Origin of the sequence: Bdellovibrio sp. GT3 (assembly GCF_037996765.1) — a bacterium.
In the GTDB taxonomy this organism is placed as follows: domain Bacteria; phylum Bdellovibrionota; class Bdellovibrionia; order Bdellovibrionales; family Bdellovibrionaceae; genus Bdellovibrio.
In genome coordinates, this window is the sequence record NZ_JBBNAD010000005.1 from 1,425,643 (window position 1) to 1,451,185 (window position 25,543).

A 25,543-nucleotide genomic window follows, 5' to 3' on the forward strand; every position below is an offset into this window, starting at 1 on the left:
AACTTCAGAGTAATGTTAAGGCTTCAAGATGGGCACATGTCTTTTGGCTATGGTCTAATTGCGTTTTTTGCGCGCTTGAGTGCGGTGCTCTTCGTGCCAATTTTTTCTTTTGGCGTGGTGGTGCTCTTTATCCTTGTCAGTCTTCGGCAGATTTTGCAGAGCTGCTTTAAGTTGGGAGTGCAAAGGCAGTAAAGCTGTGCCGGACATCAGGAGTCCACGGTAGCGTTTGCCAAAAACCTCATTTTCCGGTGACTCATCAAAAAGTAGATTTTCGACGATAGCGCGGGCTGTTTCGCTATGCTCTTCAGAGACCATCTCAAGTTCAGTCATGATGTCGATGTCAGCCATCAAGGATGTCAGTTCACGTAACCACTTATAGCGCTCAGCCGTCATCAATACCTGAAACCATTCGTTCGGAGTCGCTTCATAGCCGACTTCGCGGTCGAATTCCTCCTTCAGGGAGTTCAGAACTTCTTTTTGCAAAGCCCAAAGAGCTTGGCGAACTTGCATGGCATGGGAGTGGTGGGAGTTTTTAGTCATGGGTTCAACTTACCGTATTGGACCGGTTCTGTCACATTGGCGCCCCTTTTTTTGGCAGCGTGTAATGGCTAAAAGCCAACAGAACCAGTGCTTTACCTTCCTTTTTTTGCAAAAGCAGACAATAGGCTTGGCAAAAGGCCGGGCTTTCTTCTAAATCGGCATACAAACTTGATATGTGGTTTGCGGGTGCTAAAATTTACATTGTGAACTTACACGCAAACTTTGAAAGTGAACGTCTTTGAAGGCCGCCTTAATCAAACTTAGAACATTCATCGTTAAAGCATGTTTGCTTTTCCTAGTGACAAGCCTTGGGGCCGTTCTTTTCTATCGTTTTATCCCGGTTTACGTGACTCCGCTAATGGTGATCCGCTCGGCCCAGTCCATTTTCTCAGAAAAGTTTGTTGGCATTAAACACGACTGGGTTCCGTTGGAAGAGATTTCCCCTTCAGTTCAGAAGGCCGTGTTGAAAGCCGAGGACTACCGGTTTTTTGAGCACAGTGGTTTTGACTTTGTCGCGATCGAAAAGGCGATGAAATATAATAAAACTCACAAACGCATCAAAGGTGCCAGCACGATTTCCCAACAAACTGCCAAGAATGTTTTCTTGTGGCCGAACCGTGATTGGGTTCGCAAAGGTTTGGAAGCCTACTTCACAGTTTTGATCGAGTTCACTTGGCCCAAAGAACGCATCATGGAAGTTTATTTGAATGTGATCGAAATGGGTCCTGGTGTGTATGGAGTGGAAGCGGCTTCGCAAAAGTACTTTAAAAAAAGCGCCAGGAATCTTTCTTCATCACAAGCCAGTTTGATTGCGGCGGTCCTTCCGAACCCGCGTCGTTTTCGTATCGATCGACCTTCCAACTATGTGGTTCGCCGTCAGCAAAAAATCCTGTATCGCGTAAGCCCGCCATTCCCACGTGAAGAGCGCGCTTCATTTTTGGATTTTTTGGATTTCAAATTCGACTCCGACGAATCCCAAGATTAACAATTACGTAATTCACTCGTCGCGTAAATTCATTTCCATTTCTTAATTTCTAAGAAGAACTATTCAAATTCTTATTTATATTATCATTTTTTCTCGAATGAAAAATGCCTTTTAGTGCGTTCTCGTGTTCTGTTTCGGGGAACATCCGGAACATTCCAGCAGTATTCATTACAAAGAAATTCATATTCTCTTAATTTTCCTAGGGATACGAATTGACTCCAACACAAACACGCATCTTCGAAGTCGGCTCGCACGTAGATTGAATGACTGCAAGATGCTCAAGTAACGGAGAAATGTATATGGACGTAAAACGCGTACTAATCGTACTGGCGGCTCTATTTGTCGGTATGTCATCCCAAGCAAATGAATTCGATGAAGGATCGGGTGAATTCGATTCTCCTGCAAGACCTGGTTATAGCGAAGCCGACATTCAAAAAAAGATTGAGAATGAAATGGCGATCGCGTGCTCAGGAAATCTTTGTAAGGTTGTCGGGCAGGATAATCAGGGTTCTGGTTGGACTGTGCAGTTTCAAGTAGGGTATGGGGATTCCAACAATGGTAACGGCGGTGACAACATTTACATCGGCGGCAATGGCAACGAAAGCAATAGCGACGGCTATGCCAGCGTTACCGTCACTTACCGAAATTTCAAATGTCGCTCCAATCTTCTGGTTACACCAGCTGTGTACAGATTCGTGAATACTTACCTTTACAACATGGTGAACTCTGATGGTTCCGTTAAACGTAACTTCTCGCCAGCAGATCAAACGGTGGTTTTGTTCTACACCACTATGCTTAACAAGGTCAGCGCTTGTGGCATGGGTGGCGTGGTTAATTAGGAGTAGTTATGCGTATCCAGGAGTCTTGCACGTACTTGCTTATGTCGACGATACTTCTTTGCTCCTTGAGCACCCGCGCTCAAGTGCCCGCAGGTTCGTCGGACATCCAGTTAAACAATCTGAGAGTCACAAACAGAGCTCAGTGTGCGCTGGACTCCGAAATCCCGACAGATTCCGTGTTTTTGGTGGTTGATGGCTATAACGCCGGAAAGCTTTCATATTCACTTGCGAAAAATATTGGGGCAGATACCACAGTAATGAGTACTGCAGGCATGCAGGATTTCAGAATTGCTGTCGCAACATTGACCAAAACGATTATCAATCGAATTATGGATGGCAGCCTGCCGCTGCTTCCATTAAATCTTAAGACTTCCAAACTTCAGGTTTATAATACACTGGCAGTTAAGTGTGATAAGAAATCTTATTGTCCTGAATTGAATTCGTATCTTTCACGTATCTGGGAAAACTCTCAAGGGGCTGGTGTCTCCTGGAGTAAAATCGATAACTTCACGGGCGCAAATTTTGTTAAGTCCAAGTCGCGGGATCGCGTCGCCTGTTCCTACCTGAAAAAGTTTTCGGGTCTACAGGGACATCTTCATACTTCGTTGTTGGATGCCGCCTCTTTGCAGGACATGGCTCAGTCCTACATCAACTCACAAAAGAACATCACTTCCTGTGAGGATCGTGATTCCAGTTTGGATTCACGCAATGCAATTATTCAACTGGATCTGAAAACAGACGGAGCCGGGGAATTTGCACAATATGGTTTTGATTTTTGGAATAGCGTAAAAGTGTATCTGTCCTTTGCCTGGAGATATTCGCTTATTCCGTCGCAAGTCAGCCCGCAAATGGGCGAGATATTTAAATCCATTGCTTTGGAAGAGTCTGTGATGATGGTTCCAAATGGATGTAAAAGTGTTGAGAAACCCTCCTGCGATGCGGAGACATTGTCTTTAAATAGTATTCGCGAGCTGGCCAAATCTGGTAACAATCCAATTGATTCATTTAAAGAAAACCCTGAAGGTCCGGAAAAGGGCGCGGTCAATAACGGTGCTCGTTCGGTGAACGAGGATTTCCTGGGCACACGCAGCTATCAGGAAGCCGCTGACTGGGTTGAAAACTTTCGAAAAAACTTCGTTCAAAATCGTGGTTCCATGAAAAATCGTCTGCAAAGCTCCATTCAGTTTTTGAATGTGATGTCAGGGGCGATGACGGCACCGGAGCTGGCGGAATTTGTTAAGCCTTTGGCTTTCGTCGGCAACTACAGCAAAACCCATCGTGATGAGCTTTATTATCTATGTACTGAGACTCGTCTGGCGGCTGACCAACGCTTGGACTTTATGAAGTCCGGCATCGACAAAGTTAAAAATCTTTCCGTCATGAAAAAAGCATTCGAAGTCTCGCCAAAGTCGCTGGATCAAATGTCTGAATATTTTGACAGTGCTGGCCGCCAGATTGTGGGATTTTGTGATTCTTTGGAAACTCAAAACATCTGGAATGTCGCTGGCTATCAGGTGAACAAAGATGGTTTCAAACCCTGGGTTAAAGAGCTTTTAAATATTCCTCAGACGGAAGTGCCAGCAGTCGTTGATACCGCACCATCGTTGTATGGACAAGCGGCTCTATTGCTGTGGGATAAAAGCAAGCCGGCGGAAGGTGGCAATATCATTTGTGCTTCCGGTATCGACTGCGCCCGCAAGATGACGAAAGCGATGGTGGATCTGTATGCCATTTCCAAGTATGCCGATGCCTTTCTTCCGGTATCCTCCACAGTGTCATCGCCGGATGTTTTCAATCCATATGCGGAGTTAAAGGCATGCAAAATCTATGATCCTTGGTACCAAACCCGCAGAGCGAACAAACGCCTCTTTGCGGATCTTACCAGCACGGCGCTATTTGGTTGGAATGCATTGCCTCTTTATGTTGACGTGGACTTTTCGGCTCCTAAGGTCACCAGTCTAAAGCAGATGATAGACAATGGGACCGTCAAGTTTGATCCGGTTCTGCAAAAATCAAAAATGCAGTACTCAATCCTGGCAGATTTCGGTCCCTTGGTGGGCGCACCTTGTGCAGTTTCCATTGCGCCGAACAGTGCCAAGGCCTTCAACTTTTATGCTTTCAATGGCATCACTATGAACTACTGTGATTCCCGTTCCAATGGAACCTCGATCGGCGAGGTGAGTGGAAATGTAAATAACAATCAGCCCAAGTCGCGGGCCTACTGCGGTGGTTGTTCAATCAACTTTGTGGGTGTGACTTCAAGTGCGGCGATGACCTCTGGTGGGTGGCTGCCGGTAAATCCAATCAAGCTGGGAATTTACTTTTTCAGATCCATCCATCGTTTCGTTCAGGCAAAAAAGGATAAAGTTAATATCCCGCTAGCTCAGGAAGTTAACCTGAAAAAAGCTGCTGAAACATATCAGAAATACGGATTCATTCCAGAACATTGCGTAGAGCAGTTAGGTGCGGGCGTTGGTTGCTATCACAGTATCTGTGCTGCCAAAGCCGCTGACTTTTTTGAAAAAACCACGGGCCGGAAGGTTGAAGAGTTGGTGCCGGATACATCGGCACCTACCACCTCCTCAATCACCAAGGCAGTCATTATCAAATCATCTCTATGTTCAGGTGAGGTTCGCTTGAAGTTCAACTGCAGTGATGATGGCAAAAAGTTTTCTACCTACGATCGATTCGGCGGAATGTACGGTCGTACGAAGGAATGCCGCGATGCTATCGGGCAGAATTTCTGGGGGCGCTAATGAAAGTCTTCTTATTCGCGGCATTCTTTCTTTTTCAAATATCCTCGGCATCAGCTTTCGTCGTTGAAAGTGGATACGTGCAAAAGTTAAGTGGGCAATATGCCAAAGCAACCAAAATCAGTTGTGATGACAGCAGTACAGATTATTGCCGGCAGATTTGCGGCGATTTGAAGCAATGTCAAAGACTGGAGCCGTTTTGCAGAAACTGCGCCGGGACAACGTCGCCACTTTTGCGTCAACTATTCACAGAGCTGTCCAGAGTGTTTTCGATCCAGACTAAACTTTCAGATATTCGACCCTTGGTGAATTTCCTGTCGGGGGGGCGCTATGTCCTGTTGGATCTGAACAGCGTATTTAACTACTACACACCTGTGGGCGGAGAAGCATTTCAAGCGGAGCTGGCTCAGTTCTGTGGTGCCAGTGCAAATCAGGCACTACTGGCTGTTTCACTGGATGAGGTGAATCAACCCCAGAAGCTTAATTACGTTCTTTGCCGGGATGAATCCGGAAGAACAGCAGCATTTGATGTGGCACCAAGAATTCCTGAATTAGGAATGCCACTTTTGAAAACTCAAATTTATTTCAATTTAAACTGAAAATATCAGTTTAATTAAACAGCCCTTGAATGGGAAGGAGAACAACATGAAACGTTTTGTGAAAGGTTTGGCTGCAACGGCTATAACCTTCATGGCGATCCAAGCGAACGCCGTACAGGTAACTTACACATTCCGAGTGAACAGCTCGGGACCAAGCATCTATCCGTGTAATGCGGGTCTATTGACAGAAAACCCTTATAAAGGTGACAAAGCAATTTGCTACACTTCAGACACTCATGAAGCGTGTGATCCTGATTGCGTTGGCGTGGATTGTAAAGGTAATGGCAATGGTAAAGACGGTCCAAACTTGCCAGATCCAAAACCGTACTTTGCAAACCTATTTAATGGCGGTGGACACCATGGGCCTCCGGGCGGACATAACCCTCCTGGTCATCAAGGTCCTCCAAGAAAGAACGTCTGCGAATGTACAACTGAAGCGGGTCGTGAAAACGGAAACTACATCCACGCGACTTACGTTCCATGGGGTCAAGGCGCAGATCCACACAAAGACGTGATTTCTGGTCAAAGCCCGTACTTTGCACACGTATTCCCGGGTGAAGTGGATGCATACAAAAATGTATTGCAAACATTGTCTTTCAACTTGGGTTCCGAGCTGTATACAGCGAAATACTTCGTTGATATCTGCTACCGTGGTTCACAAATTGATTACGGCACTATCAACACTGGTTGGAACATCCTTGCAGAAACTGCTGTGACAGATTTCGGTTATGCACCATCAGGCGAAGGTTACAGCAAACTTGCTGACCTTGAGATGAAAGCTTACGTGATCTGCACAACGCAAAATAAAACTTGCGAACACGGCAACTGTAATGACTACGACACACAAATCAACTCGTCTGAAGTGGCTCAATACAACACTTCATTCTTGCAGTACTTGAACCAAGGTAAATTCAATTACTATGACAAGTCTGACTGGGAAGATGCAAAAGGCAGCTTTACTCAATTGATCGACAACAAGAATGTCGACTTGGGTAACCACGCAGCCGCTAAATTCTGCAAAATCCGTTACGTTTACTCTGAGACAAATGGCTTGGATAAAAACAAAGCGAAACACAGAAAATGGCAAAAACATGGCGCTAACATCTGCACGCACACGAAAGTCGAAATGGCTTCCATGGGCAACTGCACAAACTGCGATCATGGTCACAAAAATCACTAGTTAATTTGATTCTCAGAAGGAGAGCGCACTATGTCCCTTGTTAAACTCAAAGCACATTCTGAAGGCGGCGGCGGCCGCTGGTCTCTTCTTCTGGGGGTTTTATTAGCCCTTTGCAGTCAGCATGTAAATGCTGGCTGTGTGGTGGATAATGACGACCGTATTGAGATCAATATCTCCCCCGAGAGTCGCTCTTGGGGGGATTTTAAAGGACAACAGCTGATCCCTGCGTCGCGAGTCTACAAGTGTCAGGAGGATGCAGGACGATATCTGATGATTACATTGGGCGCGACCCAATGGACTCATTCCACAGAAGTTAAAGACACGTATATCTTTGACAACTATGAACCGGAACAATGTTCCATTCAGAATTCCAAATCATTCAGCTCGTATTCGGCACAAAGAACCAAGGCGAACTTCAGCCGTCAGTTCAAATTTATCCGAAACTGTTTCGATATGCGCGTGATCGATATCGCCGGAGCCCCCATCGTCGCCAAAGAAGATCAGGAATACTGCCAGATCGAAAGACGACCGGATGGAGCTCTTATTCTGCGCGGTGATATGTGCTTCCTAAAAATCCGAGGGCAAAATCAATTTGCTATTCAACCTATTTTAAGAAACGAATGCCTGGAGTCGGACTATCTTGAATCGATGGGCATTCAGGCCCAGGACATCTATGGCAACATGAATATTTTGACGACGGGGGACGACACTGGCTATAGCACCGACGTCGAAAATATCGGAAGCCGTTCAGTGCATGTGAATATAACCCCTAACGCGAAACTTTTGAATTTGTCAGAGGATTTCGGCACTGGAGTTCCGCGTTTTACCACTCACTACAATATCAACGCGGATTGGGGCGATTTGAAAATTAAAACTGACTTTGAAAACAAAACTGAAATCGACCTGTCATTTTTCGTGTCAAATCTTGCGCAGGAAAAATGCGAGGGTAACGCTTGCACCAGTTCATCGAATTTCACGCAGCCATTTGTAGGCCAGGTGGAATTGTATAAAATTAGTGGTGTGAAAACACCGAAATTGGTTGAAGAGTGGTGGGATGGCGGTTTGGTGCCACCGAACTGGCAGGGTTTCGTAAAAGGAATTCGCTACCGAGTGGACGATGCGGTTGTCGCAGCAGATGGCCGGTACCGCCTGGTTGCCACCTTTCAGGATCCGACGGATGATTATGCGATATTCCTGAGTGGTCTTCGCCAAATGGTGTTGCGCATGTATGATGTGACGGGCTCCACGGTGGGGATCGATAATCTTCCGGCCATTTCGACTTTACAAACATTGGGTGCAATTCCTGAATTCACAGGGTTGGTGCCTCTGAATCAAAACAATCAAGCAGTGGATTTGGCCGAGACCCTAAAAGGACTTGAAGCGATTATCAGCTCCACAGTGTGGCCGCCATATTACGATTCTGTTTGTGATGGGGCAAAGTGCGTGAAGCTGGGAAAAAGAAAGTTTCATCAGCGCCTGGTCATGGAGTTTACGGTCCGTCGCCCGCGTTACGAGGGTGAAGACGTCGGTATCGAGGACGTGCGCATGCAAAAAATATCGCCGATCTTTAATAGTTATCCGATGCAAAAAGCTGAATTCGCAAAACTTCGCTGTGGAGAATAGGCAATGAAGAATCTGGTTGGCGTATTGATTCTATTGTTCTCGTTCGCGACTCGTGCCGAGGTTAATATCCAGACGGCCGTGGATAACACGACAGGGGAGGAGCTTTTCCTTTGCAACGCAAGTCTGCGCCATTCGATTTTGCAGAATGAGCAGGAGTGTTTAAATCTGGAAAATGGCGAATACTGCAGTCCCCAGACGGCCGACCCCAAAAAAGGACCATGTGTTTGTCGCTCCAAAACCAACTATGGAGATCAAATACTGGCCTGGGACAATCAGGGTGACTACAAAAGCATCATCGGTGCAAATGACTGGAACAATCTGGTCGAATCGTCGTTGATGTTTAAAAATAAGGTCAATCGCCTGGAAATACTTCTGGGAAGCGAAAACCTGGGGGCCGAGTATGCGGTTCGCTTTTGCTATCTGGGGTCCCAAGAGGTTCTGCAAAAGCAGGGAACGGTGACGACTGACATTTCACAAGGGAAGTATCTGGTGGACGTGTCGTTGGCGGGTGGTAACTACAGTCAGGCATTGGATAAGGTCTCATTTGCCTACCAATGCGACTATCGCCAGCGGGGTGGGCAATCAGCACCTCGGCGTAAGAACGAGCTGCCGTCGGGCGGAGTTTTCGAGAAGGATGACAGCGCGGAATCCACTATCTTCGGAAATGGTTCAGGTGCTCGGCCTGGTGCAATTAATTTTTTACAGAAAGCCATCTCCCTGAACTCCATTACAGCACAGGTGCCGCGCTTCTGTGTGTTTGAGTTCAAATTCAAAGAGTTGTCAGGCAAAAGCCTGGGCAGAAATATCAATGCCAGTCAGGTGAATTTCACCGGGAAACTTAGAATCTGTAAGCAGGGTACGTGCCCTTCTGGATTTTAGAGACGGCAGAATAAAAAAATCCCGCTTCATCAGCGGGATTTTTTCAGATTCTAAATTTAAAAGCTATTTGCCCTGAGCTTTAGCGGCCATGTCGATCATGATTTTATCGCAGGCTTCCAAGTCAGCTTCAGTGATTTCGTAGACTTCTTTGTCACCAAGATATTTCCAAAGCGCTTCCATAGTTTCTTTCGGAAGGAAGGAAAGTACGTTGCCAGATTGGTACTCGCGCTCTTTTTCGTCGTAAAGACCCAAGAACGTTTCGTCACGGAACCAGCTTTGTTTGTTGGCTTTTTGAATTGTTGCCAATTCATCGTCTGATGGATCACGTTGCAGGAATTCAAAGAAGAAACCAGATGGCTTGGCGCCTGGTAAGTACCACTCACCAGAGAACACTTGGATCAGGTTTTCATGATCGTCTTTTAGGATTGGTGTTACGAACTGAACACCGCGTTCAACCATGTGTTTATGGAAAGCGATCAAATCCGGAGTGCGCAATGCCACGTGCTGAAGATGAGCCGTGTTTTCGTGGCCATCCAACATTTGACGAACGTGAGAAGGTTGATCTTTAGGCTCAGAAGGTTGAACCAATGCAAAGATCGTGTTTAGAGGATCGCCAGCTTTTGGTTCCCAAGTTCCCACGCGAGTCGCGTAAGTCATGGAAACGTCTTTTGCGCCGTTTTGGCCTTTACGTTTTTTTTCGTACAAAAGGTCGTCAGGAGTTGTTCCGAAAATGTTACGGAAAACTACGTAGGAAAGTTTGTAGAGTTTTGGGTGGAACAACATTGTCATGTGATCCACAGCAAAATTCATAAATGGTTTTTTAGTCATGAATAAGCCTCCTGGAATGGCTCCGATAGTAGGAATGCTTATTCACTGGGTCAAGGTGAAAGGCTCTTTTCGTCCTCTGAAGCAGCATGACATAGGGTATTAACCAACCCCGGTGGACCGACGCGGTTTTTTCTTAAGCCCGTGGGAGGCCAGATACTCGTCTGTTTTGGCACTGACTTCTTCAATACCGCCCGGTGTGTTTTGAAAAGAAGAGCCCAATTCGCCGCGAGGACTGTCTTCGGATCCACGATCAGGGAGGCCACGCAGGGAGGAATCCAACGCATCCGCTGCCAGGTTCATCTGATCAAGGACGTCCCGTTCACCGCGAATAAAGTCTGAAGGTAAATCCTCCAAAGACTCAAAGGAGCGGTCGGTATTCTTCATGGCTTTTTTTAAATCTTTGACGTCGACTTTGGAGGTTTGATCCTTGTCGCTCAGGATGTTGCTTTCATCCATGTGATTATTGGTCGCCTCACCTTGGTGAAGACCTGAAAAAGAGGGGTTCGGATTGGGAGCAGTCATAACGACCTCCAGGATATTGCTTACGCCCTCATTATAATGCAATTTTACTTTTCGCTAATTTGATTAACGACAGAAGTCCATCAGACATCACGCAGGATGTGAGAGGCCTCTACGTTTGCATCCCAATCCACCGTCAGACCAATTAACGGCTTTTCCTGCATCACGGAGCTGCCTTTCAGGATATCCGCAAAGTAGATTGATTCCTCCTGAATGATGGTCACCAATTGACTGTAATAGAGGGGAGCGAGCTCGTTTCCGCATTCGCATACAAAAAGTGACTGGTCGTGTTTGGTATGAACCGTGCCACAGTGCTGGCAACGGCGAAAGTGCCTTTTGTTTTCCATATACGTACCTCATTAGTAGATAGGTCTAGGATAGGCGTCCTTGGTCCGGTCCACAATACGTTGTCTCAATAAAACTGGAGATCTTTTAAACAACTGTTCCGTTCATGAGACTCCATAGGAAAAATACGGGGTCCAGTTCGTCCCTGAGACACTTCATTTCCCGAATTGAAACACCGATTAGAACTACATGAATTCTGTGTCTTTATTTAAAACTTTGATATCCCGTTTCGGGGTTGAACTCTGTCTCCTGGTTTTGGTGGCGGTGGGTTCTTCGATGTTTCAGGAACATCATTCATTGCAAAAGGCGCTGCTGCCGGAAGGATCCGTGAATTCATTGCAGAATATGTCGGGAATTTTGCATGATGTGGATCGCGCCAAGAAAGATTACTTCAAAGATAGCACGCCTGAAAAGCTTGCGGTATTTAACTCCCAAGTAACCAAAATCAATAACGAGTTGTCGAACTTATACAAGTCCGTAAACGGTCGCTATGATCTGCAAATGCAGGTCTATGAGCTGAATCAGAACCTGCACCGACAATTCGAAACAGCCACTTTGGAAATCAAGCAAAAGCACACAGCGCGAACTCCCTCCAATATCGAGGATTTCAATCAGCGAAAAATTCTGGAACTTTTGCAGGCGCACCGCAAAGCCCAGCAGGATTTTGTACAAATCGGTGGATATAATTTTTTAAGAAGTGAACTGATGTTTGCGATTCTGGGATTGTTCGGCGTGGTGATTCTGCTAAGCCGTTACTGGCAGCATAAAGATCTGAAGGCGCAAAGGGACATCGCAGAAAATCTGCAACGTCGTTCGTTGCTTCTGGATACCATTCTGGGAAGCATGAGTGAAGGTATGATCGTGGTGAATAATCAGGGTCACTTCACTCAGTACAATGCGGCTGCTCAACGCACCGTCGGTACAAAGGTCAAAGAGATCGGGACGGAAGCGGGCGCCGGTGCGCTGGGTTTTCACGACGAAAATGGCAAACCGTATTCATCCAAAGATCTGCCTTTGCATCGTGCGCTTTATGGCGTTGAGGTGGATGATCTTGAGATCTTTGTTCAGAATGAAACCCATCCCGAGGGAACTTATATCCTTTTAAGCAGTCGTGCGATCAAGGACATCGATGGGGGTATTGCCGGTGCGCTGGTGGTATTCCGTGATATCAGTCGTCGTAAGCAAGTCGAGAAGGAGTGGGCCAAAGCCCGTGAGGCTGCGGTGGAAGCGTCCCTTAAAAAGTCAGACTTCCTGGCGGCCATGAGCCATGAAATTCGCACACCGATGAATGGTGTGATTGGCATGAGTACTCTATTGGCAGAGACAGCCCTGGAGCAGGAACAAAAGGAATACGTCGGTACAATAAAGCGCTCGGCCGAATCACTATTGATGTTAATCAATGATATTCTGGATTATTCAAAAATCGAAGCCGGCAAAATCAGCCTGGATCCGCAACCCTTTGATTTGAATTTCCTGGTTAGGGATGTGGTCGAGATGTTCCGCCCGGCCCTTGAGGAAAAGAATGTAGAGCTGGAGTTCAGCATCTCGCAAAGAAGTAATTTATATTTTAACGGAGACCAAGGGCGGATTCGGCAGATACTTGTAAACCTGATGGGGAACGCTGTTAAGTTCACCAGTGCAGGAACCGTGGGTCTTGAGGTTTCAATTCTTGATTCTGCGACGGGGCCTTCTCTTTTGAAGTTTCAGGTGCGGGATACCGGAATGGGTTTGCAAGAGGACGAGCGCACAGCATTGTTTCAGAAATATTTCCAGGCCACCGCGGGCAAGAAGTTTGGTGGTACGGGACTGGGTCTTTCCATTTGTAAACAGCTGGTGGATCTGATGAATGGACAGATGGGTGTTGAAAGTACATTTGGTATTGGCTCGACATTCTGGTTCAGCTTGCAGCTTCCGGTTTGCGCGGCAGAGGATGTTCCTAAGTTGTCGACCGAGACTCAATTCGATTCTTTGTTTAAAGGCAGAATTCTGGTGGCGGAAGATCAGGTTATCAATCAGCGTGTGGCGCAAAATTATCTGCACAAATTCGGATTGCAGGTGGATATCGCGCAGAATGGTCGTGTCGCGGTTGAGATGGCCCGCACTGGGAAATATGATCTTATCTTTATGGATTGTCAGATGCCGATTATGAATGGTTTTGATGCCACCAAGCGCATTCGCGAGGAAGAGCAGCTTAGAAACTCCATACGTCGTATTCCCATCGTGGCTTTAACCGCCGAAGGAACGATTGCGGATAAAGCACCTTACACAAATGCGGGCATGGACGACTATCTGTCCAAGCCTATTGAATTGCCAAGGATGATCGAGACATTGCAGCGTTATCTGAAGCCCGGTGATCCGCAGGTGATTGATATGGCAGCTCTGCAGAAACTGCAGAAGTACGCATCCAAAGATGGCAGTCTGCTAAAGGCGCTGGTTGAGGAGTTTGAAACATCCACACCGGACCTAATATTGTCCATGCGAGGTCCTGACTTCAGTTCGGCCGCACATGCTTTGAAGTCATCAGCAGCAACTCTTGGAGCAAAAATCTTGGCAGATCTTTGTCAAAAACTTGAAGACGAATCAAAACCGGAGCACATTAATAAATGGGTGATACAGATCGAGGCTGAATTTGCCAGAAGTCTGCAGGACCTGAAGAACTACATCAGCGAAAAAGGGGCAGCCTAAGGAAGGTAACTATGGCCAATATACTTATCGTAGATGATCAAAAAAGTATCCTTATGACTCTCGAAGCGCTGTTGACCTCGGATGGTCACGCGGTTGTTCAGGCGACGAATGCGATCGATGCAGTTCATCACCTGACTCAGGAGAAGTTTGATTTGGTTATTACCGATGCGATCATGCCAGGTGGCAGTGATGGTTATGCCCTGACTCGCACAATTCGCAAGCAACCTCACCTGGGCAAGTTGCCAGTGATTTTGCTGACAGGCAAACGCGAGAAAAGCGACGTCGAAAAAGGCCTCGAGGCCGGCGTGAATGACTATATTATCAAACCTATTGATCCGGATATGCTGCTGGCCAAAGTTCGTACGATCGTGGCGAGCAGCTCTCAGTCGGCGACGGCGTTTAGTGAAGTCGCTGTGGCCATTAAGGCGGAGTGGGAAATCAAGAATGAGATCGTGGCGGTTTCCGAGATGGGCTTTACCATGCACTCCTCAGTGCCAATGCCATTGGGAAAAATTCTGCGTATTAAAAGTTCAATCTTCAATGAGATCGGTATTGAACCCGTGGCAATTCGGATTGATTCCTGCGAAGATCTGAACCCGATTGAAAATGCATGGAAGATCCATGGACACTTTGTTGGCATCGCCGAGAAAGAACTGACGCCATTGCGTCTGTTCATTCGTTCAAAGCAAAGTAAAGCCAGTTAAAGAACGGAAGTCTGAGACAGAAATAGTGCGGGGCTTTCGAACTCATAAGTCATCGAAAGCCCCGTCGCCCAAACGTTCAATTTTAAATTCAAATCTATAGCCACCAGGCTCGATTACGAACCAGTGGCACCTTTGTCAAAAACACTGTAGATCAGTGATCCGCCTTTAAGAGCGTCAATAACCTGAGTGCGAACTTTCATGGAAAGAGCCGGACAGCCCCATGACCGACCTTGAACCACGCTGGCCTCGGACACATAGTTGGCACCATGAATAACAATCGCACGGGCGCGGGCATTGGAGTTTGTCGTAGATAAACCATCCAGACGCAAAGAGTATCCGTGACCGCCATAGTAAGTTTCAGCTGTGCGGAAGAAACCAAGTGAAGTCTTGTTGGAGCCTGAAGCATTGCTGAACGAGTCTGCGATTCCGTCGTGATTCGGGTCCGAGTTTTTACCGTGTGCTACGTGCAACGGCCAAACTCCACCTGAGTTCAGATCAACAATATAGAAACGCGCTTGTCTAGAGCTTTGAGCGTAATTGATGATAGTGATGTAGTTCTGGTTCGGGAAAGAAGATCTATTTTGTTCAAAGTAGATCAAAGCTTGAATCAAAGGCTGAGTCGGAACGATGTTTGTGGGATCCACATGATCGTACTTCTTCAGAATGGATTCCTGGTCATAGGCGGAGAGAGTGGTGGCAGGCGTCGCCATGGCGCGAACTGCAGGGGTTGCAACTGTTTGCTCCTCTGCGGGATCGTCGGGAAGTGTTTGGGCATTGGCATTAGCACAAAGGCCCAGTGTAATAAAAGTAGCGGCAATCAACAGCGTGGCTCTGGAACGTACAGAAGAATTCATTTGCTTAACTAGCATCGAGATTTCCTCCTGTGCGGATTTGCACATTCATGTGCGCTAACAAAGACTATCGAAGAAAATTACGATGCGGAAAATTAGATTACCAAAGGTGAAAAATTCAGACCAAGATCCTCGAAAAACCTGAACGAAGGGCATGTGTTTTTATGACCTGAGTCTGTGTAAATAGAAGGCTTTCTCGTAAGATGAAGTTATGAAAAAAACTCTGACTGGTATGATGTTTCTGTTTCTTACGGCGTGTTCCTCGTCCTCAAATCCCGTCCTGGATGCGGTTATAGGTGGGATGTCGGTTACTCAGGTTGAAGGATATTTTGATCTTGATCAGAAGCAGGAGAAAGAGTTCGAAAAGGAGATCAATAAGGACTTACAGCGGATACAACAGCAGCAATTGCAGGAGTTTGCTCAGGCGATCCGGAAATTTGATGTACGTGTGCCAGTGGAAAAAACAGATTCAGAAATTCTAAGCGAAGTATTCGACAAACTTGAAGTTGAATACAAGAAGGCCTCCGGTGCATTTCAGAATTCCGCGGTTCACTTGGTGGGAATGCTGCGCGATGAGCAGTTCGTTCATTTTGAGCAGCAGGTGCGAACAGAAATTCAAAAGGCCCGGGCCGAAGGGGTCAATCCAAAAAACGATGAGCTATTGGCTCGCTATAAAAAGCAAATCAAGTATTGGGTGGGGCCCACAACAGTTCACCAAAATCATTTGCTGCAGCAATTCGTCATCAAGGAGCCATTTCCCTGGAAAGAGCGTATGGATAATCGCGAAAAAATGCTCAATCAGTTTTTGTCCAACCGACGGGATCCCAAAAAAATGCGCCAGTTCATAGAGCAATTTATGACTGATTATGACTCCCTTCGCACTACGGAGTATGCCGAGGCCATGAATGGCTATGAAGACAGGTTTAAAGTTTTTTTGAATAAGTTTTGGACGACCTTGGACTATGGTCAGAAGCAACAGCTGCGTGTCAGTCTTAATAAGCAGGCCCAGGAAGTGGAACGTTACGTAATGAACTCCCACGGAGTGAAATAGACTGGCCTCGTGGTTTACCGGGTTGCAAGGCCTCCCAGTGATTCCTTATAATAGGACACGGAGGATTCATGAATTTTTTAATATTAGCAGCCTTGCTGGCGACGCTTACCGCTTGTACAACACAACAGCCAGCTCCACCACCATCCACGACTCCTCCGATGTCGACGCAAGTCGGGGAGGAAAGTTCCTCGATAGACGCCGTCGCAATTCAAAGAGCTCTGCACCTGGAAAGAAATGTTGAGCAGCTGGGTATCCAGGAGAAAAGTTTCAACACCTGTGAGATGGGTTATGGATATTCGCGAAATAAAAACTGCAAAACTGCTTACATGACCGTTCTGAATGTGCGACTGTTATGCCGTGATTCTGAAGGAACAATTTCCACGGTGTTGACCGAAGCCGATGTCACTCCAATTGCTGCGCAAACCATTCGTTGGAGCTTAAAAAACGTGAGTGGGGAGTTCGTCACAGATGGCCTGGGCTATGGCCAAATCGTCGCTCTTTCCTATCGCCCTCAAAAACGGGAGCGAGTGCGCCTTGCCTTGGGAAATGAGTTTTTGTACATGCGGGCCCATGAAATAACGAAGGTTATTACACCCCGGCCATGGTGTTCCATGTGATGCAGTGTGTCGTTTTGCAAAAAATAGAGAATTTTAGATGATTTTTCGGTTTAGTGCTTCGGTTTTTGCGAAATATGGTTTAGCTATATTGAGAATAACAAGTCTCTCTTTGAGTTCGAGGCAATCAAGCCATCTCCTCACAGTGGGCTCCCAAATGCCATTTTAGGAGGTATTAAAATGGGTAAAAAAATCTACGTAGGAAATCTTTCTTACCAACTAGACGAACAATCTCTTGCAGACGCTTTTGCTGAATTCGGTAACGTTGAATCTGCACGTATCGTAACTGATCGTGAAACAGGTCGCAGCAAAGGTTTCGCATTCGTAGAAATGTCTACTGATGATGAAGCTGCTACAGCAATCGCTAAATTGAACGGTGCTGAGCTTGCTGGTCGCGCATTGAACGTTTCTGAAGCAAAACCAATGGCTCCTCGTGAGAACCGTGGTGGTGGCTTCGGTGGCGGCCGTGGCGGCGGCGGCGGTGGTCGTGGTGGTTTCGGCGGTGGTAACCGCGGTCCTCGCTAGTTAGACCCTGACTTAATTAAAGTCTTCAAACCCTTGGTCGCAAGACCAAGGGTTTTTTTATGCCCAAAATCAGCGCCCTCCTTCTTGAGTTCATCAGGATATAGGCACACCCTGAAGTGGACGGGCCACCGCCCGCTAAGCGAGGTGTTTATGATGGATATCGAGCCGGAGATCCGCAAGGAACAAAGACGTATCCGTGAACAGCGGTTCTCGAAAGACGAGCCTCATGACGAAGTCGAGGGCATGACCGAACGGCCTCATAAGACCCATGAATTGGAATCCAGTCCACTGAAAGTGTTTTCAAGTTTCGTCATGATCTGTGTCTTGGCGGGAACTGTAGTGGGCGGAATTGCTCTGTACGTTTGGTTTAACTATGCGAACTGAAACGTGTCATTTGCAGCAACATAGAGTTGCACTTTCAAGAATCATATTCTCTTTGATGTGATCGGGGTCCATATTGCGCTTAAATCAGATGTGTTGTCTGGTTTAAGGAGCTGATATGGACGATCTGGTAGCCGCGCGTTCGACGATGGCTTTTTCGTTGGGATTTCATATTATTTTCGCAGCCATTGGCATGGTCATGCCGTTCTTTATGGCCGTCGCACACTTTCTTTATTTGAAAAAAAATCGCCAGGATGATCTTGAGCTCACAAAGTTGTGGATGAAAGGTGTCGCCATTCTTTTTGCCGTCGGCGCGGTCTCGGGAACTGTTTTGTCCTTTGAGTTGGGGTTATTGTGGCCGGGCTTCATGAAGCACGCCGGTCCTATTATTGGAATGCCGTTTTCCTGGGAAGGGAGTGCTTTCTTTTTAGAAGCCGTTGCCATTGGACTTTATCTTTATGGTTGGAAACGAATGAACCGCTGGGTTCATTGGTGTGCAGGTCTTGTGGTGGGTATTTCCGGATTTGCCTCAGGGGTTTTTGTGGTCGCAGCCAATGCCTGGATGAATTCCCCGGCGGGCTTTGAATGGGTCAATGGCGAGGCCATTAATATAGATCCGGTTGCGGCGATGTTCAATCGGGCCTGGCTTCATCAAACGATGCACATGCAGGTGGCAGCAATACAGGCGGTGGGTTTTGCGGTGGCAGGCTTGCATGCGTTGTTGTTATTAAAAAGACCGGGTTCAGTATTGCATATAAGAGCTCTTAAGATTGCGATGGTCTTTGCGGTGGTGTCTTCGTTGATCCAACCCTTGGTGGGCCACTATGCCGCTCAAAAAGTGGCAGAGTATCAACCTGCAAAACTTGCTGCCATGGAGGCGCACTTTCATACCGAGCCGCGGGCTTCTTTGATCATTGGTGGCATTCCTGACGTTGAAACAGGTGAAGTTCATGGCGCGATTAAGATTCCCGGCATGCTAAGCTTTCTGGCTTTCAATGATATGAATGCCACGGTTAAAGGCTTGAATGATTTTCCCCGCGATGAGTGGCCGCCAGTGCTGATCACCCACATTGCCTTTCAGGTGATGGTGGGACTGGGGACGTTGATGATTTTAGTGGGTTTGCTTTATGTCTATCTTGTGCGCAAGAACCAGCTGCCGACATGGTTTTTGAAAACTCTCTTTGTGATGACACCGGTTGGGTTTATTGCAATTGAAGCCGGCTGGATTGTCACCGAGGTGGGGCGACAACCGTGGATTGTCTATGGAATTATGAAAACCAAAGACGCTGTCACGCCGATGCCGGGTATTCAATTTCACTTCTATCTTTTTCTGGTTTTGTATTTCTTCCTGGCATTCGTCACGGCTTGGCTGTTCCGTCGTCAGCTTCAAGTTGCGGAAAGAAACATGATTAAAGGAGTGCAGCGATGATTGAGATCATTCTTTTTTTTATCGCGGCATCTTTGCTGCTATATGTGGTCTTGGGTGGGGCGGACTACGGTGCGGGAATTCTTGAGCTGGCAACACCAAGTCACCTTCAGGGGCGTCAACGTCAGTTGATCAATGAAGCCATGGGGCCGGTCTGGGAAGCCAATCACATGTGGTTGATTATTATCGTCGTGATATTATTCGTCGGATTCCCCGGGTTATTCACGCTGGTGATGATTCATTTGCATATTCCGGTTGTGGCTTTGCTGGTGGGGATTGTGGCTCGCGGCACTGCCTTCACTTTCCGCCATTATGACGCCATTCATGATTCGAAGTCTCAGAATGCCTATTCCTGGATTTTCAGTCTTTCCAGTTTGTGGACGACGTTCTGGCTGGGAATCATCGCCGGCAGCCTGTGGCAGGGTGGCATTGATCCGACAGCCACGGGCTTCATGGAGGCGTATGTGCATCCTTGGATTGGTTGGGTTCCGGTTGCGATGGGTGTTTTCATGGTCTGTATTTTTTCATTTCTGGCGGCGATCTTTTTGGTTGGCGAAACCCAGGATGTGGAACTAAAAGCTTACTATCGACGCCGCGGATTTATTTTCAATATGGCTGTCGTCTTAAGTGGAGGCCTTGTTTTTGTCGCGGCCTATCTGGAGCAAAGCACATTGCTTTTGCGCTTTTTAAGAAATCCGTTCTCAATTGCCTGCGTGGTTGTGGCGACAATGTTTTTCATAATCCTCTGGAATCTTTTACGCTTTAATCGGTCGTTGTGGGTGCGCCTGGCTGCTGGTGCCCAGGTGTCTTTGATTCTGTTTGGTTGGTATTTTGCCAGTGCTCCAACGGCGGTACTGACTTCTCAAGGGGATGTTTCGTTTTTCGACTCGGCGGCACCAGAGCCCGCATTGAGACAGCTGACTTATGCACTTTGCGTGGGCAGTCTTTTGATCTTTCCCAGCCTCTTTTACCTTTTGAAAGTGTTTAAACTTTCAGGCAAGAGTTTGCAGCATGACGCCGCAAAGAATGATGGCATAAAGTAGAACGACGGTCTTCATTACATGCCTCCCTTTTTCTAGCCCCAGAGTACGCCGTTGGTTTTTGAAGACAAATAGAGTTATGATGTTTGATAACATGAAATCATACCGCGCAACATACATGAGAGGCGGCACCAGTCGTGCCTTGATATTCAATGAATCAGATCTTCCCGCTGATAAAAAAAGCTGGGATGAGATCTTTTTAAGAGCTTTGGGAAGCCCGGATCCCTATGGGCGCCAGCTTAATGGAATGGGTGGTGGAATTTCATCCTTAAGCAAAGTGGCTGTGGTGCGTGCCTCCGGCAATCCTGCGGCGGATGTGGATTACACATTTGCCCAAGTGTCAGTTACTGAAAGCAAAGTAGATTACAAAGGCAATTGTGGCAATATCAGCTCGGCCATCGGTCCCTTTGCTGTTTTGCAGGGATTGTGCAAAGTCACAGGCGGGGAGGCCCGCGTTCGAATTTTTAATACCAATACTCAAAAAATCATTCATTCAATTTTCCCTGTGAAAGATTCCCTGCCAGAGTTTTCGGGCGATTTGGAAATCCCGGGAGTTGCGGGCAGCGGTGCTCCCATCCGGCTGGAATTCCAGGAACCAGGGGGCGCTTCGACGGGAAGTCTGTTGCCCACTGGGAAAATTTGCGAGTCACTGCACGTGGACGGAGTGGGGACGATCGAAGTCTCTATGGTTGATGCTGCCAATGCCTGCGTGATGGTACGAGCGCGGGATTTGGGACTGGCCGGCACTGAGACTCCTGCGGAGCTGGAACGTTCCGGGGAGTTGTTAAAAAAGCTGGATCTGATTCGCCGGCATGCTTCTGTTGCCATGGGAATTTCCAAGAACTTGGAGGATGCTGCCAACTATATCGCAATTCCCTACCTGGGAATTATCAGTCCGGCGACAGGACCCGACCGGGATTTTGAAATGCGTGTGATTGCCAGTGGGCAGCCACACAAAGCACTGCCTTTGACGGTGTCTTTATGTGCTGCGGTCACTGCCAAACTTCCGGGCAGTGTTATTCATGAGGCGGTCCAGGGGAGAGCATTGTCGATGGTTCGAATTGGCATGCCTTCCGGGGTCCTGCAGCTTAGTGCCGATGTGGAAAAAGAAGGTGGAAACTGGATTGCACGCAGTGGCAGCTTCTATCGAACGGCACGTTTGCTTTTTGTTGGAGAAGTTTTTGTCTGAATTCCATGACTATGGAGTCCAGTTGTCTCATTTTTAGATTCGTCCAGTCCCAATATTCGTGGTCCAATTTTTAATGTTAATATCAAACTGGGCCACGGAGATACCCCAAAAAATCCGATAAGGTAGTATGCGCAAACTTATATTTATCTCAATAGCATTCATCTCTGCATGTGCTTCCAAGCCACGTCAGCCGGCTTCCGAGCCACTGGTTCTGACGCCGCCACCTGCAGGTGCCTTAACCCTGGATCAGGCTCTTACTCAAGGGCAGGAGGCAACGGTTGAATACTTGCAGTCGCAAGTAAAGGCAGAGCCTTACAAGAATCTTCATTCAAAAGACCCTGCCGTGGATTTGCCGACTTCGCTGCGAGCCGAGCGCAGCAAAACCGATAATTCAGACAAAAAGCAGCAGTCCGTATTTTTGCGCAAGTTCCGTGGTTGGAGTGCTCCGAAAAGACTTGGTCATGGCGAACAGCTTGTAGCGGACTTTAATTGCGACAAGGCTTTGGAAAGCCAGGCTATGGGGTACATGCTGGAGCTGGATTTTCCAGAACAGGGTGCCCGCGATGTTTCCAAGCAGCTTCATGAAAAAGTATTGAGCTGCGATAACATTTCGAAAATTGAAAGTGTTTTTCGTTTGTCCGTATTCGCGATTCAGCAAAACGAATGCCCGCGTGCCATGGAATATCTGGATAAGTATCCAGCACCGGCAGAGCGCGGTATGCGTGATCGCCAGGCTTACCTGAAAAGTTTCTGTTCAGCAGCTGTGAAAATTGAAAATGCCAACCCATTGGGGGGGTATGGAATCTTGTTGGGTTCTTACCAGGCTAATCCTGCGGCGCAGTGGTACCTGGGCGTCAGCAGCGGTGATGAAGAGTGGGATCGCCTGTTGGCATCCTTGCTAAAACTAACTGCGGAAGAGCGTGCTTCCACAGTGCAATACATCGCTGGGAAAATGAATCTTGAGAAATTCAGAAGCTTGCCTTTGCCATTTCAAACCTCAGTGCTGGTGCTGATGAGTGCCAATGGCGCAGACCTTTCCGTATTCCAAGCTTTGCACAAGTATCTTTCTGATCATCCTGAAGCCATTTCCGAACCGGTGGCAAATTTGTTATTCCCGATTCGCTATTGGAAAGAAATCGTTGAAAACAGCAAAAGTGCAGATCCGATTCTGGTGAAAGCTCTGATTCGTCAGGAAAGTGCCTTTAACAGAACCGCACGCAGCCGTGCTCGTGCTTCCGGCCTGATGCAGTTGATCTATCCAACAGCCAAGCACTTCGGCGTTAAGAAGCCATTGCAGCTATTGATCCCGGAAACTAATATCCATGCTGGCTCGGAGTTTTTGGCGCAATTGATTTCTGAATTTGGTTCTGTGGAACTTGCTCTGGCTGCCTACAATGCGGGCCCAGGAATGGTTCGTCAGTGGCAAAAACGTTATCCCACTGAGAACATCGACTTGTTTGTCGAGATGATCCCTTATACTGAGACTCGCGAGTATGTTCGATTGGTGAAAAGAAACTATAAGATCTACCAATCGATTCTTGTGAAACCTCAAGTACTCGGTTCAAATCCTTAAATAAATTCCAATTACAGACAATTTTTCTTAACCGCTGGATTCATACCCCAGCGGTTTTGTCTTTTTATGATCTGCCCAGATTACAAATTAAACGAAACAATTGTGATCCTATCTTATAAAGTTACTCATGTTTATAGTGAAATTCAATGCGCGAAGCAATTGTTTGAAGATGGCAAACGAATTCAGAATAAAATCAGATCAAAAAGTGATTAATTTCGAGATCTCGTATCAAGCTTGTTTCATTGCAATAATGTACTAAACATTTTTTACTACGGATGTATAGAAGTCAATGTGAGCATCCGAATAGTAAGTATCACATTAATAGGAGAGGCCCATGTCAATTGCACGTCGTTTCGATGAAGCCGGTCCGGAAGTAGACGATGTAAGTGTACTTCAGGACGAAATTAAAGCATTGCACCGAGTTCAGGCAGTCATAGAATTCAATCTTGACGGCACGGTTCGAACGGCTAATGAAAACTTTCTGAATGCAGTGGGATATTCTCTTGGGGACATCCAGAGCAAGCATCATTCAATGTTCTGCGATCCCGCTTATGCAGCAAGCCTGGAATATCGAAATTTCTGGCAGACCCTGGCAAAGGGTGAATTTGTTGCCGGTGAGTTTAAGCGCTTTAATAAAAATGGCGGCGAAATCTGGATTAATGCTTCTTACAATCCGGTTTTTGATAAAGATGGAAATCCTTATAAAGTTATTAAGTTTGCGACAGACATCACGGCATTGAAACTTCGCACGGCGGAGTATGAAAGCAAAGTGAATGCAATTGGTCGTGTTCAGGCAGTGATTGAGTTTAATCTTGAGGGCACAATCTTGAATGCCAATGAAAACTTCCTGGCGACCACTGGTTACGGTTTGAGTGAAATTCAAGGTAAACATCATAAGATGTTCTGTGACCCTGCCTATGTGTCTTCCTTCGAATATAAAGAGTTCTGGGAGAAGCTTGCCAAAGGCGAGTTCGTTGCCGGTGAATTTAAGAGATTTGGCAAGGGCGGTGGCGAGGTTTGGATCAATGCCTCGTACAATCCAATTTTCAATGCTGAGGGCAAGCCTTTTAAGGTGGTGAAGTTTGCAACGGATATCACCAAGGCGAAAATGACTTCTGCAGAGAACGAAGGTAAGATTTCGGCAATTTCCAAGGCTCAGGCCGTCATCGAATTTAATCTGGATGGCACTATCATTACTGCCAATGAAAACTTCCTGGCGACTGTGGGTTACAGTCTTGGGGAGATCAAAGAAAAGCATCACAGAATGTTCTGTGATGCGGACTACACGCGGGGCTCTGACTATGCAGCATTCTGGCAGAAGTTGAATCGCGGTGAGTTCGATTCGGGACGCTATCAGCGCATTGGCGCAGGTGGCAAGAAGATCTGGATCCAGGCCACTTACAATCCAATTATGGATGCCAGTGGCAAACCATACAAAGTCGTGAAATTTGCCTCTGATATCACAGCGCAAGTGGAGATGGAGCAATCCATTAAACTGAAGGCGGAAGAAGATCAACAAAAGGTGGATCAATTATTGGCAGTTGTGAATCGCGCGGCAGCGGGTGATTTGAGTACGGCTATTTCTGTGAGTGGCACAGATGCCCTGGGCCAGCTTGCCAGTGGTATTGCGACCATGATGCGCGACCTGCGTATCGTGATCGGTAAAGTGGTTGATTCAGCAGGTAATTTTGGCGAAAGTTCAAAATCGATTGCCAGCCAATCCAACAATGTGGCGTCTGGTGCTCACTCGCTAGGTGCGACAGTTGAGGAAATGAATGCTTCTATCGAGGAATTCACGGCCTCCATTGCGTCGATTGCCGATAACACCAAAAAAGCAAATGAGCTTGCGAAAGTAACGCAATCCGAAGCTGAAGTGGGAAGCCAATCCATCGCGAAGTCCATTGAGGCGATGGAGTTGATCAACAAGTCATCAGAAGATATCAGTGAGATTATTAAAGTTATCAGTGAAATCGCCAGCCAGACCAATTTATTGGCCTTCAATGCGGCGATCGAAGCTGCTCGTGCTGGTGAGCACGGTCTAGGGTTCTCGGTGGTCGCTGATGAGGTTCGCAAACTTGCAGAGCGTTCGTCTCAGGCAACCAAAGAGATCTCCAAGTTGATTAACGAGTCAGTGAAACGTGTTGAACAAGGCAGTGCTATTTCGAAGCAGGCCGGAGAAGCTTTCAGCAAAATCGTCACGGGAATCGAAAAGACAACTCAATCCATTGCGGAAGTCAATTTGGCAGCGGAAGAGCAATCTGAATCTGCCAAAGGCATCAGCACGGCTGTTCAGTATATTGCGGACGAGGCGACGAAATCAGCGCAAGCATCAGAGAACATTGCGACAGCAACCAAATCTCTGGTGACGGGAGCCGAGGATCTGAATAACACAGTTTCAAGATTCGTGGTTTAAT

At 47.0% G+C, this 25,543-nt stretch carries 23 protein-coding genes; 18 read left to right on the top strand and 5 right to left on the bottom strand.

The annotated features are described in order from the left end of the window. Window positions 1–54: 54 nt before the first annotated feature. Entirely contained in the window at window positions 55–540 is a 486-nt protein-coding gene (locus tag AAAA73_RS14385; RefSeq protein WP_340599166.1) for a hypothetical protein, read from the bottom strand. A gap of 238 nt (window positions 541–778) precedes the next feature. Here AAAA73_RS14385 and mtgA point away from each other — a divergent pair, with 238 nt between their 5' ends. The 7 genes from mtgA to AAAA73_RS14420 all read left to right on the top strand — a co-directional run bounded on the left by mtgA (window position 779) and on the right by AAAA73_RS14420 (window position 9,398). Further along, the gene (mtgA, locus tag AAAA73_RS14390; RefSeq protein ID WP_340599167.1) at window positions 779–1,525 is read left to right on the top strand and encodes a monofunctional biosynthetic peptidoglycan transglycosylase; all 747 of its coding nucleotides are present in this window, start codon (window positions 779–781) and stop codon (window positions 1,523–1,525) included. A 299-nt stretch (window positions 1,526–1,824) separates the two neighbouring features. Next, complete coding sequence (locus AAAA73_RS14395) at window positions 1,825–2,364, top strand: protease (protein ID WP_340599168.1); 540 nt, start codon at window positions 1,825–1,827, stop codon at window positions 2,362–2,364. Between the two features lie 8 nt (window positions 2,365–2,372). Beyond that, window positions 2,373–5,120 carry a hypothetical protein gene (locus AAAA73_RS14400; RefSeq protein WP_340599169.1) on the top strand — a complete coding sequence of 916 codons (2,748 nt, stop codon included), beginning with the start codon at window positions 2,373–2,375 and terminating at the stop codon, window positions 5,118–5,120. Continuing rightward, window positions 5,120–5,716: a hypothetical protein gene (locus tag AAAA73_RS14405; RefSeq protein WP_340599170.1), complete on the top strand. Its 597-nt coding sequence runs from the start codon at window positions 5,120–5,122 to the stop codon at window positions 5,714–5,716. Before AAAA73_RS14400 ends, AAAA73_RS14405 begins: the two co-directional genes overlap by 1 nt. A gap of 46 nt (window positions 5,717–5,762) precedes the next feature. Beyond that, window positions 5,763–6,896 carry a hypothetical protein gene (locus tag AAAA73_RS14410; protein ID WP_340599171.1) on the top strand — a complete coding sequence of 378 codons (1,134 nt, stop codon included), beginning with the start codon at window positions 5,763–5,765 and terminating at the stop codon, window positions 6,894–6,896. Between the two features lie 30 nt (window positions 6,897–6,926). Further along, complete coding sequence (locus AAAA73_RS14415; RefSeq protein ID WP_340599172.1) at window positions 6,927–8,519, top strand: hypothetical protein; 1,593 nt, start codon at window positions 6,927–6,929, stop codon at window positions 8,517–8,519. A gap of 3 nt (window positions 8,520–8,522) precedes the next feature. Then, entirely contained in the window at window positions 8,523–9,398 is an 876-nt protein-coding gene (locus AAAA73_RS14420) for a hypothetical protein (protein ID WP_340599173.1), read from the top strand. A 63-nt stretch (window positions 9,399–9,461) separates the two neighbouring features. Here AAAA73_RS14420 and AAAA73_RS14425 read toward each other — a convergent pair whose 3' ends face one another. The 3 genes from AAAA73_RS14425 to AAAA73_RS14435 all read right to left on the bottom strand — a co-directional run bounded on the left by AAAA73_RS14425 (window position 9,462) and on the right by AAAA73_RS14435 (window position 10,969). Continuing rightward, window positions 9,462–10,226, bottom strand: a complete 765-nt coding sequence (locus AAAA73_RS14425) for a hypothetical protein (protein WP_340599174.1) — start codon at window positions 10,224–10,226, stop codon at window positions 9,462–9,464. 99 nt (window positions 10,227–10,325) lie between these two features. Next, window positions 10,326–10,748 carry a hypothetical protein gene (locus tag AAAA73_RS14430; protein WP_340599175.1) on the bottom strand — a complete coding sequence of 141 codons (423 nt, stop codon included), beginning with the start codon at window positions 10,746–10,748 and terminating at the stop codon, window positions 10,326–10,328. Between the two features lie 80 nt (window positions 10,749–10,828). Then, window positions 10,829–10,969, bottom strand: coding sequence for a hypothetical protein (locus AAAA73_RS14435; protein ID WP_340599176.1), 141 nt, complete (start codon window positions 10,967–10,969; stop codon window positions 10,829–10,831). 310 nt (window positions 10,970–11,279) lie between these two features. Here AAAA73_RS14435 and AAAA73_RS14440 point away from each other — a divergent pair, with 310 nt between their 5' ends. Then, window positions 11,280–13,775: a response regulator gene (locus AAAA73_RS14440; protein WP_340599177.1), complete on the top strand. Its 2,496-nt coding sequence runs from the start codon at window positions 11,280–11,282 to the stop codon at window positions 13,773–13,775. 11 nt (window positions 13,776–13,786) lie between these two features. Continuing rightward, window positions 13,787–14,479, top strand: coding sequence for a response regulator (locus AAAA73_RS14445; RefSeq protein WP_340599178.1), 693 nt, complete (start codon window positions 13,787–13,789; stop codon window positions 14,477–14,479). Window positions 14,480–14,592: 113 nt separating this feature from the next. On the opposite strand, the gene AAAA73_RS14450 is transcribed toward AAAA73_RS14445, so the two are convergent. Continuing rightward, a complete protein-coding gene (locus AAAA73_RS14450; RefSeq protein ID WP_340599179.1) occupies window positions 14,593–15,348 on the bottom strand; it encodes a murein L,D-transpeptidase catalytic domain family protein in 756 nt (251 codons plus the stop codon). 193 nt (window positions 15,349–15,541) lie between these two features. Here AAAA73_RS14450 and AAAA73_RS14455 point away from each other — a divergent pair, with 193 nt between their 5' ends. The 9 genes from AAAA73_RS14455 to AAAA73_RS14495 all read left to right on the top strand — a co-directional run bounded on the left by AAAA73_RS14455 (window position 15,542) and on the right by AAAA73_RS14495 (window position 25,542). After that, window positions 15,542–16,381: a DUF6279 family lipoprotein gene (locus AAAA73_RS14455; RefSeq protein WP_340599180.1), complete on the top strand. Its 840-nt coding sequence runs from the start codon at window positions 15,542–15,544 to the stop codon at window positions 16,379–16,381. Window positions 16,382–16,449: 68 nt separating this feature from the next. Further along, window positions 16,450–16,998 carry a hypothetical protein gene (locus AAAA73_RS14460; RefSeq protein ID WP_340599181.1) on the top strand — a complete coding sequence of 183 codons (549 nt, stop codon included), beginning with the start codon at window positions 16,450–16,452 and terminating at the stop codon, window positions 16,996–16,998. Window positions 16,999–17,175: 177 nt separating this feature from the next. Further along, complete coding sequence (locus tag AAAA73_RS14465) at window positions 17,176–17,520, top strand: RNA recognition motif domain-containing protein (protein WP_340599182.1); 345 nt, start codon at window positions 17,176–17,178, stop codon at window positions 17,518–17,520. 150 nt (window positions 17,521–17,670) lie between these two features. Next, complete coding sequence (locus tag AAAA73_RS14470; protein WP_340599183.1) at window positions 17,671–17,904, top strand: hypothetical protein; 234 nt, start codon at window positions 17,671–17,673, stop codon at window positions 17,902–17,904. A gap of 115 nt (window positions 17,905–18,019) precedes the next feature. After that, window positions 18,020–19,330 carry a cytochrome ubiquinol oxidase subunit I gene (locus AAAA73_RS14475; protein ID WP_340599184.1) on the top strand — a complete coding sequence of 437 codons (1,311 nt, stop codon included), beginning with the start codon at window positions 18,020–18,022 and terminating at the stop codon, window positions 19,328–19,330. After that, complete coding sequence (locus AAAA73_RS14480) at window positions 19,327–20,370, top strand: cytochrome d ubiquinol oxidase subunit II (protein WP_340599185.1); 1,044 nt, start codon at window positions 19,327–19,329, stop codon at window positions 20,368–20,370. Before AAAA73_RS14475 ends, AAAA73_RS14480 begins: the two co-directional genes overlap by 4 nt. Before the next feature lie 91 nt (window positions 20,371–20,461). Next, window positions 20,462–21,556, top strand: coding sequence for a 2-methylaconitate cis-trans isomerase PrpF family protein (locus tag AAAA73_RS14485; protein ID WP_340599186.1), 1,095 nt, complete (start codon window positions 20,462–20,464; stop codon window positions 21,554–21,556). A gap of 127 nt (window positions 21,557–21,683) precedes the next feature. Next, the gene (locus tag AAAA73_RS14490) at window positions 21,684–23,129 is read left to right on the top strand and encodes a lytic transglycosylase domain-containing protein (protein WP_340599187.1); all 1,446 of its coding nucleotides are present in this window, start codon (window positions 21,684–21,686) and stop codon (window positions 23,127–23,129) included. A gap of 334 nt (window positions 23,130–23,463) precedes the next feature. After that, window positions 23,464–25,542: a methyl-accepting chemotaxis protein gene (locus AAAA73_RS14495; protein ID WP_340599188.1), complete on the top strand. Its 2,079-nt coding sequence runs from the start codon at window positions 23,464–23,466 to the stop codon at window positions 25,540–25,542. The last annotated feature ends 1 nt before the right edge of the window (window position 25,543 follow it).

Bases quoted from the DNA above. Each gene is read 5' to 3' on its own strand.
- AAAA73_RS14385 (WP_340599166.1), bottom strand. From the start codon at position 540: ATGACTAAAAACTCCCACCACTCCCATGCCATGCAAGTTCGCCAAGCT.
- AAAA73_RS14395 (WP_340599168.1), top strand. From the start codon at position 1,825: ATGGACGTAAAACGCGTACTAATCGTACTGGCGGCTCTATTTGTCGGT.
- AAAA73_RS14400 (WP_340599169.1), top strand. From the start codon at position 2,373: ATGCGTATCCAGGAGTCTTGCACGTACTTGCTTATGTCGACGATACTT.
- AAAA73_RS14405 (WP_340599170.1), top strand. From the start codon at position 5,120: ATGAAAGTCTTCTTATTCGCGGCATTCTTTCTTTTTCAAATATCCTCG.
- AAAA73_RS14410 (WP_340599171.1), top strand. From the start codon at position 5,763: ATGAAACGTTTTGTGAAAGGTTTGGCTGCAACGGCTATAACCTTCATG.
- AAAA73_RS14415 (WP_340599172.1), top strand. From the start codon at position 6,927: ATGTCCCTTGTTAAACTCAAAGCACATTCTGAAGGCGGCGGCGGCCGC.
- AAAA73_RS14420 (WP_340599173.1), top strand. From the start codon at position 8,523: ATGAAGAATCTGGTTGGCGTATTGATTCTATTGTTCTCGTTCGCGACT.
- AAAA73_RS14425 (WP_340599174.1), bottom strand. From the start codon at position 10,226: ATGACTAAAAAACCATTTATGAATTTTGCTGTGGATCACATGACAATG.
- AAAA73_RS14430 (WP_340599175.1), bottom strand. From the start codon at position 10,748: ATGACTGCTCCCAATCCGAACCCCTCTTTTTCAGGTCTTCACCAAGGT.
- AAAA73_RS14440 (WP_340599177.1), top strand. From the start codon at position 11,280: ATGAATTCTGTGTCTTTATTTAAAACTTTGATATCCCGTTTCGGGGTT.
- AAAA73_RS14445 (WP_340599178.1), top strand. From the start codon at position 13,787: ATGGCCAATATACTTATCGTAGATGATCAAAAAAGTATCCTTATGACT.
- AAAA73_RS14450 (WP_340599179.1), bottom strand. From the start codon at position 15,348: ATGCTAGTTAAGCAAATGAATTCTTCTGTACGTTCCAGAGCCACGCTG.
- AAAA73_RS14455 (WP_340599180.1), top strand. From the start codon at position 15,542: ATGAAAAAAACTCTGACTGGTATGATGTTTCTGTTTCTTACGGCGTGT.
- AAAA73_RS14460 (WP_340599181.1), top strand. From the start codon at position 16,450: ATGAATTTTTTAATATTAGCAGCCTTGCTGGCGACGCTTACCGCTTGT.
- AAAA73_RS14465 (WP_340599182.1), top strand. From the start codon at position 17,176: ATGGGTAAAAAAATCTACGTAGGAAATCTTTCTTACCAACTAGACGAA.
- AAAA73_RS14470 (WP_340599183.1), top strand. From the start codon at position 17,671: ATGATGGATATCGAGCCGGAGATCCGCAAGGAACAAAGACGTATCCGT.
- AAAA73_RS14475 (WP_340599184.1), top strand. From the start codon at position 18,020: ATGGACGATCTGGTAGCCGCGCGTTCGACGATGGCTTTTTCGTTGGGA.
- AAAA73_RS14480 (WP_340599185.1), top strand. From the start codon at position 19,327: ATGATTGAGATCATTCTTTTTTTTATCGCGGCATCTTTGCTGCTATAT.
- AAAA73_RS14485 (WP_340599186.1), top strand. From the start codon at position 20,462: ATGAAATCATACCGCGCAACATACATGAGAGGCGGCACCAGTCGTGCC.
- AAAA73_RS14490 (WP_340599187.1), top strand. From the start codon at position 21,684: ATGCGCAAACTTATATTTATCTCAATAGCATTCATCTCTGCATGTGCT.
- AAAA73_RS14495 (WP_340599188.1), top strand. From the start codon at position 23,464: ATGTCAATTGCACGTCGTTTCGATGAAGCCGGTCCGGAAGTAGACGAT.